This is a genomic window from Nitrobacter winogradskyi (assembly GCF_006539545.1).
GTDB lineage: Bacteria > Pseudomonadota > Alphaproteobacteria > Rhizobiales > Xanthobacteraceae > Nitrobacter > Nitrobacter winogradskyi_A.
Genome location: NZ_BJNF01000042.1, coordinates 86,216 through 104,995, shown reverse-complemented (window position 1 = coordinate 104,995; position 18,780 = coordinate 86,216). Strand labels below are relative to the sequence as shown.

Sequence of the window (18,780 nt, the reverse complement as noted above, 5' to 3'; positions counted from 1 at the left end):
CGGCCGTCGTAGAGCTAAGTCGATCGTTGATTACTCTTAACGCTTCAACAACGCTCGGGAACCGCAGCCAGTTCCGCGCCAGGTAACAGCGACGGGACTAGGTTCTCCATTTTCTTGTTTTCCTTGTTCTGCGTACCGGCAGGCTTTGGCCGTGCCGCCTGGCTGCCGCAGCACATCATCGCGACGGGCTTTTCTAGGAACACTTCGCTGCGTCGCGCATTGAATAGACCGGAACGGACCCGTGTTCACACATGATGCCCGAACCTGAATTCGGCCCGCTGTGCCTGATGCTGACCATCGGAGTCCTTGGTCAACTTGATGCGATTGCCCGCGACACCGTCAACAGTCCCGACGTGGCCACCATCCTTGCCGACAACTTTCATATGCTCTTTGATTTCATTCATGGCATTCTCCCTTGAGGTGAACGTCCATCATCGGTGAACGTTGCGTTAGGTTTGTCGGAACAGCTCTTGGGATGTTGGAGATAGTTAAAGATATCAATCTTCTTAAGACACCTCAAACGGAGGGCGCATGCGGTCGGCTGGCTATTATTTTGCCTGGTAGAAGGGCTCCAAAGCGAATGCTTTGGAGCCCTTGCGTGAACTTAGTATTTGAACTCAGGCATTGCTTTGAGCTCATCCTTCGTGACATTCAGGACAGCGCGGTCTGGATACCATTCTCTCTTGGTCTCAGACGTCTTTCCGGTGGTCGTCTTGCCGGCCTTATTGGAGAACTTCAAGCTGTTCATGGCGACCAGCACATGGTGCTTTCCCATTCCAAGGAAGCCGCCGGCTTCGATCACGACGCCCCTAAGTTCGCCTTGTGCAGAGACGATTAGATCAGAGATCTCACCGATCTTGTCGTTAGCTTCATTGTAGACGTTCACACCTGACAATTTCGATGCACTCCAATCGCCGGCGGCAGCAATAGGAGCTTCGGCTTGCGAAGGTGTATGTGCCGGTGTCTGGGCGAACGACGCCGTCGAAATCATGAGCAATGCGAGGGCAGCGGTGAATGTTTTCAAGGTAGCCTCCATCGTGGGACTTTGGAAACAGCGACCGTGCGCAATGGTTCCTGAGTTATGTTTGGAACACAGGAACGTCTGCGGCGTCCGGCCTCAACTCTCACATGGTCTCCACCATCGACGGCCCTTCATTATTGTCGTTAAGTCGCCTCCTTCAGCTCGGCATCCGCGCCGGACCGCTTGGCGCGACCAGCCAGCGCCGCGCCGACGACGACACCCATCTCGTGCGAGCTGGTGATTCCCTGAATAAACGGATGGCGACTGAGAATGAACGGGATGCTCAGGCAGAAGATGCGGTCGGCGGCCGGATGGTCTGACAACGGATGAAACTGCTCGTCCACGGCCACGCCCTTGGCGATGTCCGGCGCGCCGTCGGCAGCGTCCTGGACGACGCCTTGCTCGATGAGCGTCGCGAACGGGAACGCCTCGACCGCCAGCGGTCGCTGGCCGGTTGCGTCAACGAAGGCCGGAAAGTGGTGACGCTCTCCGTCGATCACGACCGTGGCGCCCGGTTCGGGACCATGGCTGTCGACGCGGTGGTCCCGCCCCAGCGCGATCACGTCCAGGCGGCCGGCGCTGTGTAGTGCAAGCATCCGCTCAATCGAGAGGTGGGGAACGGTCGCATACTCGTCGACGAACACTGGCTTCAGGTAGCGGTTGAACCGCTGCAGCGAGTCCTCGCCGAGGTGCGGGACGATCAGGGCGAGCACTTCGTGCATTCGGAGAATCGCGTAGCGCCACGGCACGGTGACGTGGTCGGCGTAGTTCGCGCGCGCCTCGGCCAAATTAGCCGTCGCCCATTCGAACGGATCGGCGTCGGCACGGTCGGCGAAATAGCGATCGGTGAAGTCCTCTAGGTCGAGTTCGTCTAGGTTAACCCGCGCGGCGTATTTGGAATCGGCGTGCGCAAGTTCGCGCTTGAACAACGCATAGGCCCCGTCGAGCAGCGTGTCGTACGCTTGTTCAATCAGCGCCTCAATCGCTTTCGGTGTGCAGATAGCAAGCGGTTCATAGGGGACGGGATGGTAAAAATCGGCTTCCGGCAGTAGCCCCTTGCGCGACATCATCACCATCCGCAGCGGCTCCGAACCCGCATTAGTCCGATATATGACGCCTCCGTCATCGGTCTCGACGAAGCTGCCGTGCGCAACGGCGATCGCGACAGCAGCGTCGATCGCCGTCAGCGAGCTGCCACGGATGCCGACTGTCGTAGCGGGGATGCGCTGCAGCGCAGTTGCCGGCCATGGACTGAGGAAGTAACCTGGCCTCGCCTCGGGCTCCTCCGGCCAGCAGTGCCCCGTTGCGAGCACCACATGGTCAAACAGGCGCTCGAACGGTTCACCCGACCTGGGCGAGACGCTTAGCTTTATCCCATCATGTTCAGCTGCAACGTCGGTGACGGGACAGTTGGTGCGAACCTCGATTTTTATGCCGCGCTCGACAGCGCGGGCGATCAGCGCGTCGAACTGGTCGAGAAAGTATTCGCCTAACGCTAGCCGCGGATAAAAAGTTCGGCCGTCTATCATCTCGGGATCGATACCGAGGCGCACCAAGCGAGCCCGCGGTTGGCGCCGCAGCCAGTCAATCAGCGTCTCCCCGATTGGCGGGATCTCGATGCTGGCGATATTCGACAGCATTGCGGGATCGTTCCAGCCCGGACGATACGGTGTCCCCAATCCAGCACGCGGCTGCGCCTCAAAGACCGTCACCTTTGCCGGTGCGGTCGTCTCATCGACAAACGCGCAGAGCGTATAGATCGTCGTGGGCCCGGCGCCGACAAACGCGACGGTCCGCACCGTCTCGTCCCAAGCGCTGGTGATGCCGTTGTCGGGCGGCTCAAGCCAACGTCCGAAGCGTCGGCTCGCGATCGTAGAAGCGTCGCGCCGCCGCTTTGACGAAGGCACTGTCCAATCCGGTAACCCCTTCGTCCGTCCCGACGCCAGCCTTGTCGAGCAGGGGCTGCGCGCCGTCGCTTGCGCCGATCGCCTTCAGGTGCGCGAAGGCGTTCATCGCGAACTCGACCGACGCGCCCTCCTTGAGCAACGCCTGACAGCCCTCGTTCGACAGGATGATCGCGACCGCGTCGAAGATTTGGCTCGGCGAGCCGGCGAGCTGGCCATCGGCCTTGCGGACCTTGCCATCCGACAGCGTCGCTCCACCAATCTTGGGCGCGATTATCACGGCCTTGCCCTTCGCCCTTGTTACGGCCGCGACAACAGCGTCGAGTTGACCCGCGTCGGTGCCGTCAGCGATCAGGATACCCACCGCGCGTCCCTCAAGCGTATCCTTCATGTTCTTGTGGATTGAGAGCGCATCGGACAATGCCATGTCAACCGGCTCCCGCGCCGCCTTGGCCTTCGTCGGCAGCTCGATCCCGAGCCCGTCCGCAACGCGCCGAGCGAGGTCCTCGTCGACGTTGCGCAGGTTCGCGACCATGCGCCGTGGCACGTCTAGCAAGCCGACCTTCGATAACTCGAAAACAAACGACGAAGCGATGTGTGCCTGCTCGTGCTCGTCCTGCGAGCGGTAGAAGAGCCGCGCCTGGCTATAGTGGTCTGCGAAGCTCTCCGAGCGCACGCGCTGCTTGTCGCCGGTCTCATCCGGGCCGGAGGTGAGGTTGGTTGTCGCAAAGCCGTTCGGCGCCTCTCGGGGACCACCGTCCTCGCCATGCTCGGCAAGGCTGTTAGGCTCATAGTTCGCGCGGCCCTTAGGCACCAGCGTCTGCATCTTCCCGTCGCGCTGCATGTTGGCGAACGGGCAGCGCGGCGCATTGATCGGGATTTGGTGGAAGTTGGTCGTACCCAACCGCGAGTTCTGGGTGTCCATGTAGCTGAACAGCCGGCCCTGTAGCAGCGGGTCGTTCGAGAAATCGATCCCAGGTGGGATGTTACTCGGCAGAAACGCCACCTGCTCAGTCTCGGCGAAAAAGTTATCGACGTTACGATTCAGGGTCAGCGTGCCGATCAGCCGAACCGGCACGTCCTCCTCAGGGATCAACTTGGTCGCGTCGAGCACATCATAGGGCTGCGCATCCGCGAAGGCCTGGTCGAAGACCTGGATGCCAAGGTCCCACTGCGGAAATGCGCCAGCGTCGATCGCCTCGAATAGGTCGCGGCGCTGATAGTCATTGTCGGCGGCTTGAAGCTTCAGTGCCTCGTCCCAGATCGTCGATTGCAGCCCAAGCCGCGGTTTCCAATGGAACTTGACGAAGTTCGCCTTGCCGGAAGCGTTGACCAGCTTAAATGTGTGGACGCCGAACCCTTCCATCATCCGGAACGAGCGCGGCAGCGTCCGATCAGACATCGCCCACATCAACATGTGGGTGGTCTCCGGCATAAGCGATGCCCAGTCCCAAAAAGTGTCGTGCGCGCTGCCCGCCTGCGGATAGGCGCGGTCGGCCTCCATTTTCACAGCGTGGACGAGGTCGGGGAACTTGATGGCGTCCTGGATGAAGAAGACCGGGATGTTGTTGCCGACGAGGTCCCAGTTTCCCTCGCGGGTGTAGAACTTCACCGCAAAGCCGCGCACGTCACGTGGTGTATCGACCGAGCCTGCCCCGCCAGCGACGGTGGAGAAGCGCACGAACACCTCGGTCTTCTCCCCCTTCATAAACACCGCTGCTTTGGACAGGTCGGAGATGTCATCCGTCGCCTCGAACATGCCATGCGCGCCGGAGCCGCGGGCGTGGACGATTCGCTCTGGAATGCGCTCGTGGTCAAAGTGGAAGATCTTTTCTCGGAGCACGAAATCCTCAAGTAGCGTGGGCCCGCGCGCGCCGCTCTTGAGGCTGTTCTGGTTGTCGCTGACTGGCACACCGTGGTTGGTCGTCATCATATCGGAGCCGCCACTCGCCACTTGGTGGGTTTCGCCACCTTTGCCGATGCCTACGTCACGCTTACTCATCCTCGCTCCTTCAATCGATCGGTTCACATCAGCCGCGCCACACGACATAGCTCCACGAATCTACGCATCAAGTTCGGGTAGCTGCAAAGGCGGCACTATCTTAAGTCCTTTCCCCCGAAAACGATCCGTCCTGCTTTGCGCGTTCCTCGTACGTCTCAACCATCATTCGGATCGCAGCGACCGCTAGCCGTCCCTAGCCGGCTTCCAGAGCGGACAAGGTGTAGGGCTCTCGGCGATACCTTCCTTGCAGCACGACTTTGCGATGTTGTCCTCGCCGCGAAGGTGAGTTTCACAAACGAAGTCTGGAACACTGACAGCTCTTCGGAATTGAAAAGTTGCGAGAGAGAGGAGGTTCAGGATGCCGTTATTCTACTTTAACGCTAGAACAGGCGATCCGCTGCTGGCGGATAATGAAGGCGAGCAACTCCGGACCGAGAATCTGCCCGAAGCGTTGCAGAGTCCTCCGCATGGGAGGCTTTGCTCGAGGCCGTGAAGTTTGGCGGAAACTGGCTGAGGCGGTATGATTAGAAGCCGATACCGAGCATCAGCACGGCCAACGGGCTGCACCAGAAGTCTGCGCACGCGGCCGGTCGCTCATAGGCGTAGCGGCGCGGGGGAGCGGCGAACGGCGCGATCCTGCGGACGGCGTGGGTGCGGGCTGTCCGGGTCGATATCTTTGGCGATGGGGCAAGGCGCGGTATCTGCGTCGAGGTTGTGGCCGCGGTCGTTTGCACCGTCGGAGCGGAGCTTGCGACCAGGCCTTCGCTGCCCGAGGCGGGGCCCGCAAGCAACACTGCTGCGCCAAACGCGGCCGCGATGTGGAGCCGGGAAAGCTGTGCTGCGGTCATAGGCGGTGCCTTTCCTGATCCTAGAGCCTTTCCGCTTCTGATTGAATCAGAAGCGGGGCTCGATGATTTTGTTTTGACGCGTTTTCTTCACGCGAACAGGTCATCCACTTCGCTCGAAAACGCTCTAGCGGGCGGCGTGTCAGAAGCCAACGCCGATCATGGCGGGAGCCGCCCGATATGATGGGGCTGGGCGAGATGCTTCCTGCCGGGCGCGGGGCGCGGGTTCACGCTGGCGGCTGGTCTGTGTGCGCTCTGGACGGCGGGCGGGTTTGCTTGCCGTGGCCTTATCGTCGCGCTTGTGTTGCGCGGCGGCCGGCGGCTGCGGCTTGGTCTCGGCGACGCAGGTGTCGTCCTTCACCGCCTCGCCGGCCTTGCATTTGAGCGGGCAGACCCGGCCGCTCTGCTGGCCGAGCTCCTTGACCATGTCATCGGTGATGGCGAGGTCGCCGTTGCTGCGGCCCTTATCCGATTGACCCTTGCCGGGCGATTTTTTGGCGTCGTGGTAGCGACCGAGGGCCGCCCTGGTGGCGGAGCCCAGGTTCCCGTCGGCATCACCGGAGAAGCAGCCAATGCGGCTGAGCGCGACTTGCGCCGCCGTGACCAGGCGCCTGGAGGTCTCGTTCTCGAAGGATTTGAGCGTGTTTGCGACCTCTGGCTTCAGGCGCTCGCAGGTCGCCTCCCGGGCGAAGGTCTTGACGTTGTCGAGCTCTTTGCCCTCGCTGCCCCTGGCGATGAGTTCCTTGAAGCGGGTTTCCTCTGCCTTGCAGGTCTCTTCCTTCTGTTTCGCAAGCTCGGCCTTGCGGCGCTCTTCCTCCGCTTTCCGTCGTTCCAGCTCGGCTTGACGCGCGGCGCGCTCGCTCTCGGCCTTCTGGCGCGCGGCTTCAGCCGCCGTCTTGGCGGCGGCGAGTTCTTCAGCTTTCCGCTGGGCTTCCTCCGCCTTGCGTTTGGCTTCGGCCGCTTTGCGCTCGGCATCCGCTGCGCGGGCCTGCTGCGCCGCCTCCTCTGCCTTGGCGCGGCGTTCGTCTTCTTCGCGCTTCCTCGCGGCAGCCAGTTCCGCTTTCTTGCGCTCGGCTTCGATGCGCGCCTGCTCGGCGGCGAGCCGCGCCGCTTCGCGCTCGGCGCGCTGCTTCTCCTCGCGCTCGGCGGCGGCGCTCTGCAACACCTCAAGGCGATGCTGCACCTGCAACGCCAGCGGCGAATCCGGATAGCGCTTGATGAACCGCTTCAGTGCGGCCTGGTCAGTTGAATCCTTCAGCCGGTCGAATTCGAGTCGCTCGCGGGACGATGGTTCGTTCACCGGCGCGGGCGTATCCTGCGGAAGCGCCGCCACGGTGACGTTGCCGACATCCCGGGCGACGTCGCTCGCGGTCTTGCTGGTCAGGCTGGCGAGCTGCGCTCGCGCCAGATCGGCATAGAATCCGGTCTTGTAGGTGCTGATGAACACCTCCCAGGCGCGCGCCGAATTGATCTTGGCGACCAGTTCGAAGTCGCCCTTGACGTCGGCCGCCTCCGGCTCCTTCTCGACCACCGGCGGCGGAACCAGCGAGATGTTGCCGCCGCCGAGCGAACCATAGACAAACGGCTCTTGCCGGGCGCCCGTCAGTTTCATCACCTCATCGCGCACCCGGCCGAAGGCAAGGCGGATATCGAGGCCGGGCACGGTAAGGTTCTTGAGCAGCGCCGTGGTGAACGGGCTGTGCTTGCCCTCGCCGTCATCGGCTGTCGATCCTGCCTTCGCGGCATAGGCGATGAGGGTATCGGTCGAGGTCGGCTCGACCTTGCCGAGGCCGGACGAAATCGCGCGCAGGGCGGCGCGACGCTCGCGGCGCATCTTCACCGTGAACGGATTGTCGCGGCAGGCATCTAGAATAATGACACGCAGTTTCTTCGCACCGTCGGCCGACAGTACCATGCGCTCCAGCCGGATCGCTTCGTCCTCGGCGTCGCGGTCGCTGGAGAGCCGCGCATCGACCGGGATCAGGAAATTGTTGCCGTTCACCTCGATGCCATGGCCGGCATAGTAGACCACCGCGATGTCGGCCTGATCGGCGTCGGCCTCGAACTTGCGGATGGCGCGCTTGAACTCGAGATTGCCGAGGTCGAGCAGCACCTCCACCGAATCGAAGCCAGCATCCTTAAACATCTGGCCGACGGCCTTGGCGTCGCGCGCCGGGTTGGGAAGCTGCGGCACGGTTTGATAGCTGGAGTTGCCGACCACCAGCGCGATGCGTTTGTCGGCCCATGCAACGCCGGAGGACAGCGCCATGATGATGGCTCCTCCGATCATTGCCGCGATGAGGCCGAGACGCTTGAACATTGTTGTGCGGCGCACGCCGGACGTGCGCCGTTTCTCCGGTTTCGAGTTTTGGCGCGATCGAACTGTTTCGATCGCTATCAGGTCGGTGCGACGCGGCCATCGTCTCCTTGCTGGCCCCGTTGCCTCGTCCGCTTGGGGTGAAACATATTTCGCCCGACTTCTGGAATTTATCGGCTTTGGCGCGGCCGATCAATCAGAGGACCGGTCACAAGATGCTGTTACGTCAGCGAGTTGATGGATCTTTAATCTGCTCAAGGGCCCCGCGGTGAGGTTCTGCCGGATCGTCGCCGGCATTGTACCTCGAACTCCTGCCCGCCGACGTGCGGTGAGTCACAGAACCTGCCTGGGGTAAGCGGAAGATATCCGCAGCAGACGTTCAGCGCGCGATAGGCGTCCTATGTAGGAGGGATTATAATACCGCCGCACTTGCGACGTGGGGACAACAATGTGGCCTCTCGACCACAGCCGCGAGGAAAGTGTGGCTTCATCGCAGCAGGACTCCTGCATACGCTTTCGACGATCCCGACTCCACGTTATGTTTCGCGCATCCATTATCCGTTATTGCCGCGATTACCGCGTATCTATCTATTTCCTAATACAGGCCAGCAAAAAGCCGGCTGCCCCGGGGGTGTTATCAATGAACGTTGTTATCCGCGCATCCGTATCTGGAAATGGCGCTCTACGTCGCCGCGTCGTGGCGGGTGGCGCGTTCGCCTTTGCGCTATCGGCATCATCCGGAGCGATCGCGGCTTGCACCGGCTCGGGGACTCTCGTCGGTCTTGGCGCTGACGTGCTGCCGTTTACGGCGGGTGGGGCGGCCGTAAACTCGCTGGTTTCAGCTATCAACGCGACCAATACCGTCTTCCTTACCCAGTCCACCGCTTTTGTCAGCGCGCCCGCCAATGCGGCGCCCAATCAGGAGGGGGGCGGCATTTGGGTGCGCGGCATCGGCGGCGAGTTGACCACCCGGAATACCACGACGACTTCCAACGTTTCGGTCGGCGGTGTCGCCAGTCCCGGCCAGATCGACTGCAACAACTCTTCGCGCCTGAGCTTTTCCGGGGTGCAGCTCGGCACCGATATCGCGCAACTTAACTGGAACGGCTGGAACGTCCATCTCGGGACCACCGTGGGTTATCTCGGCGCCAGGTCCAGGGATACCTCTTCTGCCGGATCCGAGAATCCGTTCGGCGGCACCTTTCAGAATTCTCTACAGGTGCCGTTTGTCGGCATGTATGCCGCCGCGACCCATGGCGGCTTCTTCGTCGATGGTCAGATTCGTCTCGATTACTACCAAAATACCCTGAGCGATCCCAACGTCAGTGGCGTCTTTAACCAGAAGTTGGATGCGCGCGGCCTGTCGTTCGCCGGTAATTTTGGCTACCACCACCAACTCCCCAACAACTGGTTTATCGAGCCGTCGGCGGGCATCGTCGTCTCGCGGGTTCAGGTCGATCCGCTCAACATCACCGGTACTCTTGTTCTGCCGACGGCCGGGGGCATTTCCTTGCCGGGTACGCTGCGCGTCGACGATATGTACAGCACACTCGGCCGCTGGAGCCTGCGCGCCGGTACCAATATCGTCTCCGGCAATATCGCGTGGCAACCCTTCGGTACCGCCAGCGTCTTTCATGAATTCCAGGGTGGAGCGAACGCCTCGTTCACGGGTTATTTCCCGATTCCAGGCTTTGATGTCGCCGGCAACGTTCGTACCAGTTCGATCGGTACTTACGGTCAGTTCGGCCTTGGCGTCGCGGCGCAAGTGTTGAATACCGGCTGGCTGGGTTACCTGCGTGCCGACTACCGCACCGGTTCAAACATTGAGGGCTATAGCCTGAACGGTGGCCTGCGTTATCAATTCAGCCCCGATCAGGTCGCCAGCGCGCCGTTGTTCGCCAAGGCCCCGGCCATGGGGGTGGCTCCCTATAACTGGACCGGCTTCTACATCGGCGCCAGCACAGGCGTTCTCAATGGAAGGACCGATTGGAGCTTCCCGGGCCTCGGCACCGGCACTAATCCGCGTTTTGCTGGCTTCGCCGGCGGTGGCCAGATCGGCTATGACTGGCAGACCGGGCCGTGGGTGATCGGTATCGAGGGTGCGTTTAACGCGAGCAACGCCAACGGCGCGCGTTCGTGCCCCAACGCATTATTCTACACCTGCAAGAATGAGATCGACTGGCTTGGCACGGCCACAGCCAAACTTGGATACGCGCTGTGGAGCCGATCGTTGGTGTATCTGCGTGGCGGCGCTGCCTTTGGCAACACCCGGATTGTTTCGACCTGTAATACGGGGCCGAATGGTCAGTATATCGACTACAGCATTCCTGCCTTGATCACGCAGCCGGGCTGCGGCTCCGGCAGCAGCAGGACTGCCGTGGGCTGGACCATCGGTTACGGCGCCGAGTTCGCGCTGTCTCGCAACTGGACGGTGCGCGCGGAATCCAACTACTTCGACCTCGGCACCGAGCGCCACAGTCTGGCCCAGGGCGGCGGCATTCCCCCGATCCAGATCGATGTCCGCAATCACGGCTTCATCTCGACCGTTGGCCTGAACTATCGCTTCCCGATCGAGCCGGTGCTGGCGGCACATTACTGAATCGAGAGCTATCCACCGTCAGTGACGTTGATAGGTTGCTGACGGTGGACACAATCTGATCATCGCCCAGCTTACGAATCGAAACGGCGATAAATCCAAACAATGCCTCTGCGCCACCGAAGCCCAAGAAATTGCTCGAAAGTATAATAGAGCGTTTTCACGCGAAGTGGATTGCCGATTCGCCGGAAGAAAACGCGTCAAATCAAAAATTATAGAGCCACGCTTCTGATTCCATCAGAAGTGGAAAGGCTCTAGAATCTGTTATGGATCTGAGCGATTTCGACCAGTTGTTTGAGCATAAGGCAAGTGAGAGCCACGATGTGCATGCCTTCGAGAGTTGTGTGCAGACGTTCGTAGTCCTTGACGAGTCTGCGGCAGCACGTGGCCCATGCGAAGGTTCGCTCGACCACCCAGCGTCTTGGCAACAGGACGAAGCCGCGTTTGCCTGCGGCAGCCGGACCACCTCCAGGGTGATGCCGTGGACCTTTGCCGCGGCAGCGGGCTTTTCGCCGGTGTAGCATTGGTCCACGAAGGCGAGTTCGACGCTCTCCCCGGTGACGTCTTGCACGGCGGCGGTAAGCGTGACGAGCACGGCTATGGCGGCGGCTACACGGTGGTGAAGGACTATGTCTGGATTGCCCGTGCCAGGGGTCGCGAGACGTTCGTGCCCTTGTCGCATCCGCCGGGTCATGCGCAGGTGGACTTTGTGTTGCGGTCGTTGCATGCGGCATTGCCTCTCGCCGCGCTAGGTGGTAGCGACAATTTAACTATCTTAGCCAGATGGCGATAGCGGTGAGTTTGACGAATCCCATGAAGTTGACGAGCCGTTTGTCGTGTCGGGTTGCGACGCGCCTGAACTGCTTGAGCTTGTTGAAGAAGCGCTCGATGATGTTGCGCTCTTTGTAGAGATCGGCGTCGTAAGGACGCTGATCTTTTCGGTTTCGCTTTTGCGGAATGACGACGGTGGCTTGCATCTCAACAATCCTGTCGACGAGATGGTTGCACGTCACGCCTGCCACCGCCGACGACCGCGCCGAGGTCGGGCGGCTTTGGTAACGTCGAAACGCAGACGGTAGTCTCCGCCGCCACTGAGCAGATTACCGTTTGTTCGTATCGCTAAAAGCGTCTCAGGATCAGTCACCTTTCGAAGCTCTGCCCGGATTGGCGACGCTATGCGGCGGATATCCGCCGGACAGAAATACCAGCGTGCTCGGTGAGGTGAGATATCCGAACCGGCCGCCGACCGACCATTGCCGATCAGCGCTGATTTCGCCGCGGGCAGTGACAGGAATGGCCGCGATGTCGACGTTGATCGACGATTTAACCTGATGGAAATCGTAATCTCCGAACGCTCCGACCACCAGTGCCGGTGTGACCTGATAGTCATATCCGGCGCTGAGGGTGGCGAAAGAACCGACCGCGCCGAGCCCGTCAAACGTTGCTGAGATACCGGGCGACGTGGGATCGGGGCCGGGCAGGGAGCCAGGTCAGCGATGGCCACGACATGGATCACTACGCCGCCGATGCCTCGGCCGTCGTCGAACATCTCGACCTGAAGAACGCTGTTCATATCGGCCACTCGACCGGCGGCGGCCAGGTCGCGCGTTATGTTGCGAAATACGGCCAGTCGCAGGGCCGTGTGGCAAAGGCGGTGCTGGTCAGCGCGGTCCCGCCGTTGATGGTGAAGACCGAGAGCAATCCGGATGGCACGCCGATCGAGGTGTTCGATGATTTCCGGGCGCAGCTCGCCGCCAACCGCGCACAGTTCTATCTCGACGTGCCGTCCGGCCCGTTCTACGGCTTCAATCGTCTGCTCGCGAAATCGTCGGATGCCATCATCCAGAATTGGTGGCGCCAGGGCATGATGGGCAGCGCCAAGGCGCACTACGAAGGCATCAAGGCGTTCTCCGAAACCGACCAGATTGAAGATCTGAAGGCGATCACGGTGCCGACGCTCGTTATGCAGGGTGATGACGACCAGGTTGTCCCCTACAAGAATGCTGCACTGCTTCAGGACAAGCTGCTCGCGAACAGCACACTCAAAATCTATCCCGGCTTCCCGCATGGCATGCACACGACGAACACCGACGAGATCAACGCGGACCTGTTGGCCTTCATCAAGAGCTGACACACGCCGCGTGGACTCATCCCGAGCGTGCAGTGTGTTCTTACCGGCAATTTGAGGCAAGTCGTTAGGTTCGCGTTAGCCGCTGTTTCGCGCGAAAGCACGGCTCGCTTCGATGTTAAACACCCGAACCGTAGTATTGTGCTCGGAAGCAAGACCGGTGCGGCGGAGCGCGAATGCCATTTCGGACGGAAACTGTGCGTAACGGAGTCTATGTAGAGCTTGTCCGCAGTCTCTATGCGATGTGCCGCCGGGCCTCGGCCGACCTCGACGAACTTCTCGGCCTTGCCGACCAGGCGCTCTACGTCGCCAAGAACAGCGAGACCGGCATCGAATGCAATGACTCGCTGCTGCGAACCGCGGGTCGGCTGGCGGCCTGATCTCGACAGCGCGCGATACACGCTCACTCGCGTAGGTCAGCGCGCGGCTGAGGGTTTAGCCCGAAGGTGCTTAGTTCAGCGCCCAAATATAAGCCGTCGTGGCCGCGACTCCGAAGACAGTACGGACCGCATGAAGGCGGCCCCACGTTTGGAGCAAGCCACGTGATGTCGCTCCCGCATCGGCTTCCGTTGTGTCCTTCAGCTTCCGATTGGTCGGCATCATGCCGAAGAGCGTATAGGGCCAGTTCGCCAGAATCAGCGCAGCGCCAAAGATCCACCGCCAATCGCTCGTCAGCCAAGCAGCGATGACGCCGAATACCCCAGACGCGGCGGCCAGGTTCGCCTGCATGACGTATCCCGCGTCATAGCTCGGCTTCTATTCCCGGAGCCCGGCGCGATCATCGAGGTGGAGCCGTGCGGGCTGCTCTGCGAAACTGATGTAAAAGGCCGCACCTGCAAAAAACGCCGCCAGAACCAGCGCGATTTGACCAAAGATCATTGGACCCTCTCAACCCGCGTCGCTCTCCAGCCCCTTCAGATCCAACGCTCGAAACCGCGTCGGGTTGTCCCCAACGGGTGGTGTTGGCATCCGACTGCGCAACTTCTGGCCAGGCTGCGCGTTGAGCGGACAGTATGGACGTCATTGAACCTGTCAAGCGGCTGGCCGAGAAAGCGATCGGCATCGGCATCCCGACCCGGGATGAAGCGCTCGCCTGCGTCCAGGACCTCCGTCCCTCACGCATGACATTCCGCGACGACGGCTATATCCCGAACAATCCCAAGTTTCCGCTGCTTCACTACCGAAAAGTCCTCCGGGTCGGTCGCAAGCACAATCCCGCCGCTGTCCTGGAGAAGGTGTTCAACGTCAACGGCTGGGGCGAAGCCTGGCGCAACGGGATTTACGACTACGTCCATTATCACTCGATGATCCACGAGGTGCTGGGAATAGCGCGAGGGTCAGCGACGCTGCGGCTCGGCGGCAATAAGGGGAAGACTGTGAAGGTCGGCTCTGGCGATGTCATTATCGTTCCGGCCGGCGTCGGCCATGAATGCCTGAAGGCCCGCGCGACGTTCCTCGTGGTCGGCGCGTATCCACCGACCGGGACCTATAATGAGTGCCGCGGTAGCTTTCAGGAGCGCGACCAGGCGATCAAGGCCATCCGCCGTGTCGGCGCTCCGAAACAGCATCCGCTCTACGGAAGCCAAATCCCGCTCTGGTAGGCCATCTCGCTGCTACGAGCTTCCCCACATGCCCCGCATCCGCGCTTTCATGTCGATCGGCGCGCGAATCGAGCGCGCGGCAGCAGAAGCCGATTGAGCACGCGGCCAATACCGGCTTTGGAAATGCGTCGTCATTGCGTTCGGGATGAACCGCGTGCGCTGCGCGTAGACGTGACGATCGCCAAGGCTGCGCTGGCCGTGTGTGAAGAACCTTTGCGGCACCATCAGATGAAGCTGATCCTTGGCGCGCGTCATTGCGACGTAGAGCAACCTCCGTTCTTCCTCGATCTCCGGTGTCGAGCCGACGCCGAGGTCGGACGGAATACAGCCGTCAACGACGTTCAAAACAAACACCGACGACCACTCCTGCCCCTTGGCGGAATGAATAGTGGACAGGATCAGATAGTCCTCATCGAGTAGCGGCGGGCCGGCCTGATCGCTGGTGGCGTCCGGCGGATCGAGCGTCAGTTCGGTCAGAAAGCGCTCACGGGTCGGATAGCTCGCCGCGATCTGCGCAAGCTGCGTGAGATCCGTTTGCCGCTGAAGTGCGTCCTCGAAGCGTTGCTCCATGAACGGCAGATACCAGCGGCAGGCGAGATCGAGTTCGGACGGCCATCCCGCTGCGCCCAGATGCAGTGTGCTCATCGTTTCGACGAAATCCTGCCAGTGCGCGGCCGCCGCTGCGGGAGGGCGAAAACCGTGCAAGCCGGCCGCCGCGCTACCGCTCTCGGTGATGCCGTCGAGCAGTTTCGCAGCCGTGCCCGGACCTATGCCGGGCAGGAGCTGCGCCACCCGAAACCCGGCGACGCGATCGCGCAGATTGTGCGCCCAGCGCAGCACGGCGAGCACATCCTTGATATGCGCAGCCTCCAGGAATTTAAGACCGCCGAATTTGACGAACGGAATGTTGCGACGGGTCAACTCGACTTCGAGCGTCGCACTGTGGCTTGATGTCCGAAACAAGACCGCCTGCGATTTCAAACGCTGCCCGGCTTCGCGATTGGCCAGGATGTTCTCGACGATATAGCCGGCCTGCGCGTTGTCGTCGGCGACATTGACGAGCGCGGGCAGATCGGACGACGCGCGGCCGGACCATAGGTTCTTGGTGAAGCGCTCCGAAGCGAGGTCGATCACGGCATTGGCAGCAGCAAGGATCGGCTGCGTCGAGCGATAGTTCTGCTCAAGTGTGATCAACTCGGCTTTCGGCGTGAAGTGTCCGGGAAAGTCGAGGATATTGCGCACGGTCGCCGCGCGGAACGAATAGATCGATTGCGCATCGTCGCCGACGACAGTGAGGCCGCGCCCGGTTGGCTTGAAGTTGAGCAGGATCGACGCCTGAAGTCGGTTCGTATCCTGATATTCGTCAATCAGGACGTGATCGAAACGGTCGGAGAGATCGTCGGCCAGTGCCGGAACCAGCATCATTTGCGCCCAGTAGAGCAGCAGATCATCATAATCGAGCACATTCTGATTCTGCTTGGCCTCGACATAGGCACCGAATAACCGTTGCAACTCGATTTCCCATTCGGCGCACCACGGAAAAACGCCGCCGAGCACTTCCCCGAGTGGGGTCTCAGCATTCACCGCGCGCGAATAGATCGCCAGACATGTATCTTTCATCGGAAACCGCTTCTCCATCTTGGAGAAGTCGAGGTCGTGCCGCACGAGGTTCATCAGGTCGGCGGAGTCCTGCCGATCATGGATCGTGAAGGCCGGCTCCAGTCCGATATCGGGCGCGTATTCGCGCAGGAGGCGCGCGCCCATCGCGTGGAACGTTCCCGACCAGGCCAACGCATCGGCCATCGCTCCGGCGTTCGGCCCAAGTGCTTTCGTCATGATCCGCTCGACCCGGCGCTGCATCTCGACCACGGCGCGCCGCGAAAACGTCAGCAGCATGATCCGCCGAGGATCGGCGCCCGACACGACCAGGTGCGCGACGCGGTGCGCGAGCGTGTTGGTTTTGCCGGAGCCGGCACCGGCAATGATCAAAAGGGGCGCTGCATCGTTCAAGTCAGCGCAGCCATGTTCCACGGCGCGCCGCTGCTCGGCGTTCAGTTCGACCAAATAGTCCACACTGCTCGCATCTTGTTGGCGGCTCGCCCTGACTTGCACCATTCCTTGCCCCGAATCCTGAGTTTATGGTACAAATCATGAACGAGAATTTAAGTCGACCGATTTCGCGTCCTGGGCTTGCGCGATTGTCCAAACACCGTTTGGTCTTGGCCGACTAAGGGCGCAGGCACAGCCCTGCGTCGCGTGTTGCGGAGAGAGCGGCCGATGCTAAACGGGGATCAGGGCGCTCGCCACCCCGCCTACATCAGGCCAAGCGTTCATCCCGCCGCGCCTTCTCGACGCTGTTCTGATCCTCCCCGTCGTCAGGACGGTTGAGGGTGACGATGCAACGGATCAGGAGATTCCAGTCGGGACCATGCTCGATGATGAGATGCAGGTCCGATATTTCCTCGAAATAGTGCTCGACGCTGGTGACGCCTTCATCGCTTCGATAGTCGATGACGGCTTTCCAACGCTTCTCAGCGTGCAGCGTGACAACGTTGCTCATCAGGTAGTCTCGGGACTCCGTTGCCCCATTATATCACGGATCGGGCACCCCGATGTGCCGCCACCTTCGCGTGGCGTGGGCTTACAGTCGGCCGCGCGGCAGCACACTTCGCTTCATTCTCCAGCCGAGCTTGCCGCAGCCTCGCAGTATTGGCATCGCGCTGTTCCGATTCAGCACGGATGAAATCACGCGCGGCCTGGTCCGTGATATCGGCGCGGGTTTCCATTCTCGATCGCATCGGCCGGAATAGATTATCCTTGGTGATGGTTATACCCATGTGTCCATGTCCTTCAGTTGCAAAAAACAAAAAAGGCCGGGCGAACCCGGCCTTCTCGATGCGCTTCGGTGGTCAGTGCCAGTACATCCGTGGTCACAGGCCAGAATCGCAAGATGCTTACGCAGCCATCAGGTTCTCAGCGGCGCTTTTGCCGTTGCGGTTGTCCTTGACGATATCGAAGCCGAGCTTTTGACCCTCCCGGAGGGAATTCATGCCGGCGCGCTCGACCACCGAGATGGGGACGAAGACGTCGGGCTGGCCATTGCCCTGCTCGATAAAGCCAAAGCCCTTGGTTGCGTTGAAAACTTCACGGTTCCGGTGTTCATGACGATTTCCTTTCAATCGATCATAGGAATTGCTTGCCGTGCAGTGCGCAAGGCAAACGGTCCAAATCGATTTTGAGGAGGAAGATCGCCAACAGCGCAGGTAGCGCCGGAAAACAACGTTCGACAGGCAACATCGATACTTCGCAACATAGACGCTGACGGTGTTGGAAACAAGGCGTTGATCGAGAATAAAGCCGACGCGCCTCAACACCACCCGTTCCTTGAGCCGCACTCATGCAGGATCGTGTGTCTGATAGATGCTGAGTCGTTGCTGTGTTCTGGCCGTGGTTAACAGCCATCACTCTGGTTCTGTCGATGAAACAACATGCCTCGCGGTTCGACCCGAGCTACGGCCGTCTGGCAGGTGCAACGAACGGATTGGACTCAGGACTCTGTCGGAGGTTTTTATCGAAACACAAGTCCAGACGCTCAAGCCCCGCCGCGCTCCCGTCGAGCGGCACGCGCAGCGTTGTGCCTTCACCTCGAACATCCAGCGTGTTGGCGGTCCGCAGCCGTTCGTTGAAGGTGGCGTCGGCTAACGCGATGGTGACGGATTTCGATTCCGACAGTGCTTTCGCCTCAAGCGAGCGTGGGCCTGTGGACAGGCGCACGGGATACGCCTTGCCGCGTTCGAGTTTCCACTTCGGCGAATCGAGAGACAGCAGAAGTCCGTCCTGATTGCGCACGAACACGACGCCCAGCCCGTCCGCGGATCGCGTCATGGTGCAATTCTCAAACTTGTCGGCTTTATAGGTTGTCGCGATCGTCCATGGACCGACGGCGACCGTTTGAAGGTCGAGCGGCTGTTGAGCAAGTACCGGCGCTCCCAGCATTGGGAGACAGGCAAGCGCAAGGATCACTCGCATCGACGCCTCCAATCCTGAAATCGCGAGCGGGAATTAACCGACACAAATAAAACGCACCGCCAGCAGAGCGGTTCCGGACGCTTTCATCAGCCCACAAGTGTTGCCGGGATTCAGGTTGTTGACGAGGGAGTTTTGGCGTGTCCCTGCGGGGCCGGGCTGTCGGCTTCGCTGAGTCCCGTCGTGCGCCGGTTCTCCACCCTCCGGGCCTTCATCCCTCACGCTCGCTGCGGAGTTCGGAGCAAGGCCGAACTGCCACTGAGCGGGCCCGGCCGTATTCAGAGTGAGAGGGAAGACCGGGTTTGCCGTGACGGGTTGAAGGCTGGAGGAGAGGCTTCCG

Annotated in this window: 16 protein-coding genes and 4 pseudogenes; 5 read left to right on the top strand and 15 right to left on the bottom strand. The window is 60.9% G+C overall.

Features of this window, described 5'->3' with window-relative positions; translation table 11 throughout:
- Positions 1-245: 245 nt before the first annotated feature.
- From NWI01_RS20300 to NWI01_RS09010, 6 genes are all read right to left on the bottom strand, one after another.
- Positions 246-383 carry a DUF2171 domain-containing protein gene (locus NWI01_RS20300; protein ID WP_375782179.1) on the bottom strand — a complete coding sequence of 46 codons (138 nt, stop codon included), beginning with the start codon at positions 381-383 and terminating at the stop codon, positions 246-248.
- A gap of 221 nt (positions 384-604) precedes the next feature.
- The gene (locus NWI01_RS09030) at positions 605-1,024 is read right to left on the bottom strand and encodes a PRC-barrel domain-containing protein (protein ID WP_437179920.1); all 420 of its coding nucleotides are present in this window, start codon (positions 1,022-1,024) and stop codon (positions 605-607) included.
- Positions 1,025-1,164: 140 nt separating this feature from the next.
- A complete protein-coding gene (locus NWI01_RS09025; RefSeq protein WP_141383528.1) occupies positions 1,165-2,820 on the bottom strand; it encodes an FAD/NAD(P)-binding protein in 1,656 nt (551 codons plus the stop codon).
- Between the two features lie 40 nt (positions 2,821-2,860).
- Positions 2,861-4,927, bottom strand: coding sequence for a catalase (locus tag NWI01_RS09020; RefSeq protein WP_141383527.1), 2,067 nt, complete (start codon positions 4,925-4,927; stop codon positions 2,861-2,863).
- Between the two features lie 524 nt (positions 4,928-5,451).
- Complete coding sequence (locus NWI01_RS09015) at positions 5,452-5,775, bottom strand: hypothetical protein (RefSeq protein ID WP_141383526.1); 324 nt, start codon at positions 5,773-5,775, stop codon at positions 5,452-5,454.
- Positions 5,776-5,914: 139 nt separating this feature from the next.
- Complete coding sequence (locus NWI01_RS09010) at positions 5,915-8,107, bottom strand: caspase family protein (RefSeq protein WP_244613707.1); 2,193 nt, start codon at positions 8,105-8,107, stop codon at positions 5,915-5,917.
- A 520-nt stretch (positions 8,108-8,627) separates the two neighbouring features.
- Between NWI01_RS09010 and NWI01_RS09005 the strand changes: the two genes are divergently transcribed.
- Positions 8,628-10,688 (top strand): autotransporter outer membrane beta-barrel domain-containing protein, encoded by a 2,061-nt coding sequence (locus tag NWI01_RS09005; RefSeq protein ID WP_244613706.1) that lies wholly within the window; start codon positions 8,628-8,630, stop codon positions 10,686-10,688.
- A 251-nt stretch (positions 10,689-10,939) separates the two neighbouring features.
- Here NWI01_RS09005 and NWI01_RS09000 read toward each other — a convergent pair whose 3' ends face one another.
- Positions 10,940-11,209, bottom strand: a complete 270-nt coding sequence (locus NWI01_RS09000; protein WP_375782177.1) for a transposase — start codon at positions 11,207-11,209, stop codon at positions 10,940-10,942.
- Here NWI01_RS09000 and NWI01_RS20295 point away from each other — a divergent pair.
- Entirely contained in the window at positions 11,107-11,478 is a 372-nt protein-coding gene (locus tag NWI01_RS20295) for a hypothetical protein (protein ID WP_375782180.1), read from the top strand. The genes NWI01_RS09000 and NWI01_RS20295 overlap by 103 nt on opposite strands.
- On the opposite strand, the pseudogene NWI01_RS08990 reads toward NWI01_RS20295, so the two are convergent.
- Both NWI01_RS08990 and NWI01_RS08985 read right to left on the bottom strand, forming a co-directional pair.
- Positions 11,456-11,650 (bottom strand): annotated as a pseudogene (locus tag NWI01_RS08990) (transposase); the annotation flags it as partial. The gene NWI01_RS20295 and the pseudogene NWI01_RS08990 overlap by 23 nt on opposite strands.
- A 171-nt stretch (positions 11,651-11,821) precedes the next feature.
- Positions 11,822-12,049: a hypothetical protein gene (locus NWI01_RS08985; RefSeq protein WP_141383524.1), complete on the bottom strand. Its 228-nt coding sequence runs from the start codon at positions 12,047-12,049 to the stop codon at positions 11,822-11,824.
- 104 nt (positions 12,050-12,153) lie between these two features.
- Between NWI01_RS08985 and NWI01_RS08980 the strand changes: the two are divergent.
- Together NWI01_RS08980 and NWI01_RS08975 are read left to right on the top strand one after the other, a co-directional pair.
- Positions 12,154-12,816, top strand: a pseudogene (locus tag NWI01_RS08980) (alpha/beta fold hydrolase); the annotation flags it as partial.
- 173 nt (positions 12,817-12,989) lie between these two features.
- Positions 12,990-13,193, top strand: coding sequence for a hypothetical protein (locus tag NWI01_RS08975; RefSeq protein ID WP_141383523.1), 204 nt, complete (start codon positions 12,990-12,992; stop codon positions 13,191-13,193).
- Between the two features lie 70 nt (positions 13,194-13,263).
- On the opposite strand, the pseudogene NWI01_RS08970 reads toward NWI01_RS08975, so the two are convergent.
- Both NWI01_RS08970 and NWI01_RS20290 read right to left on the bottom strand, forming a co-directional pair.
- A pseudogene (locus NWI01_RS08970) lies at positions 13,264-13,548 on the bottom strand (DUF1772 domain-containing protein); the annotation flags it as partial.
- Positions 13,549-13,569: 21 nt separating this feature from the next.
- Positions 13,570-13,692, bottom strand: coding sequence for a hypothetical protein (locus NWI01_RS20290; protein ID WP_375782176.1), 123 nt, complete (start codon positions 13,690-13,692; stop codon positions 13,570-13,572).
- A gap of 134 nt (positions 13,693-13,826) precedes the next feature.
- Between NWI01_RS20290 and NWI01_RS08965 the strand changes: the two genes are divergently transcribed.
- A complete protein-coding gene (locus NWI01_RS08965; RefSeq protein WP_141383522.1) occupies positions 13,827-14,414 on the top strand; it encodes a cupin in 588 nt (195 codons plus the stop codon).
- Between the two features lie 12 nt (positions 14,415-14,426).
- On the opposite strand, the gene NWI01_RS08960 is transcribed toward NWI01_RS08965, so the two are convergent.
- The 4 genes and pseudogenes from NWI01_RS08960 to NWI01_RS08945 form a co-directional block, all read right to left on the bottom strand.
- Positions 14,427-16,529, bottom strand: a complete 2,103-nt coding sequence (locus tag NWI01_RS08960; protein ID WP_141383521.1) for an ATP-dependent helicase — start codon at positions 16,527-16,529, stop codon at positions 14,427-14,429.
- Positions 16,530-16,731: 202 nt separating this feature from the next.
- Complete coding sequence (locus tag NWI01_RS08955; protein ID WP_141383520.1) at positions 16,732-16,974, bottom strand: hypothetical protein; 243 nt, start codon at positions 16,972-16,974, stop codon at positions 16,732-16,734.
- Positions 16,975-17,368: 394 nt separating this feature from the next.
- Positions 17,369-17,577: pseudogene (locus NWI01_RS08950) on the bottom strand (cold-shock protein).
- A gap of 347 nt (positions 17,578-17,924) precedes the next feature.
- Complete coding sequence (locus NWI01_RS08945; protein ID WP_141383519.1) at positions 17,925-18,443, bottom strand: hypothetical protein; 519 nt, start codon at positions 18,441-18,443, stop codon at positions 17,925-17,927.
- Positions 18,444-18,780 lie beyond the last annotated feature (337 nt).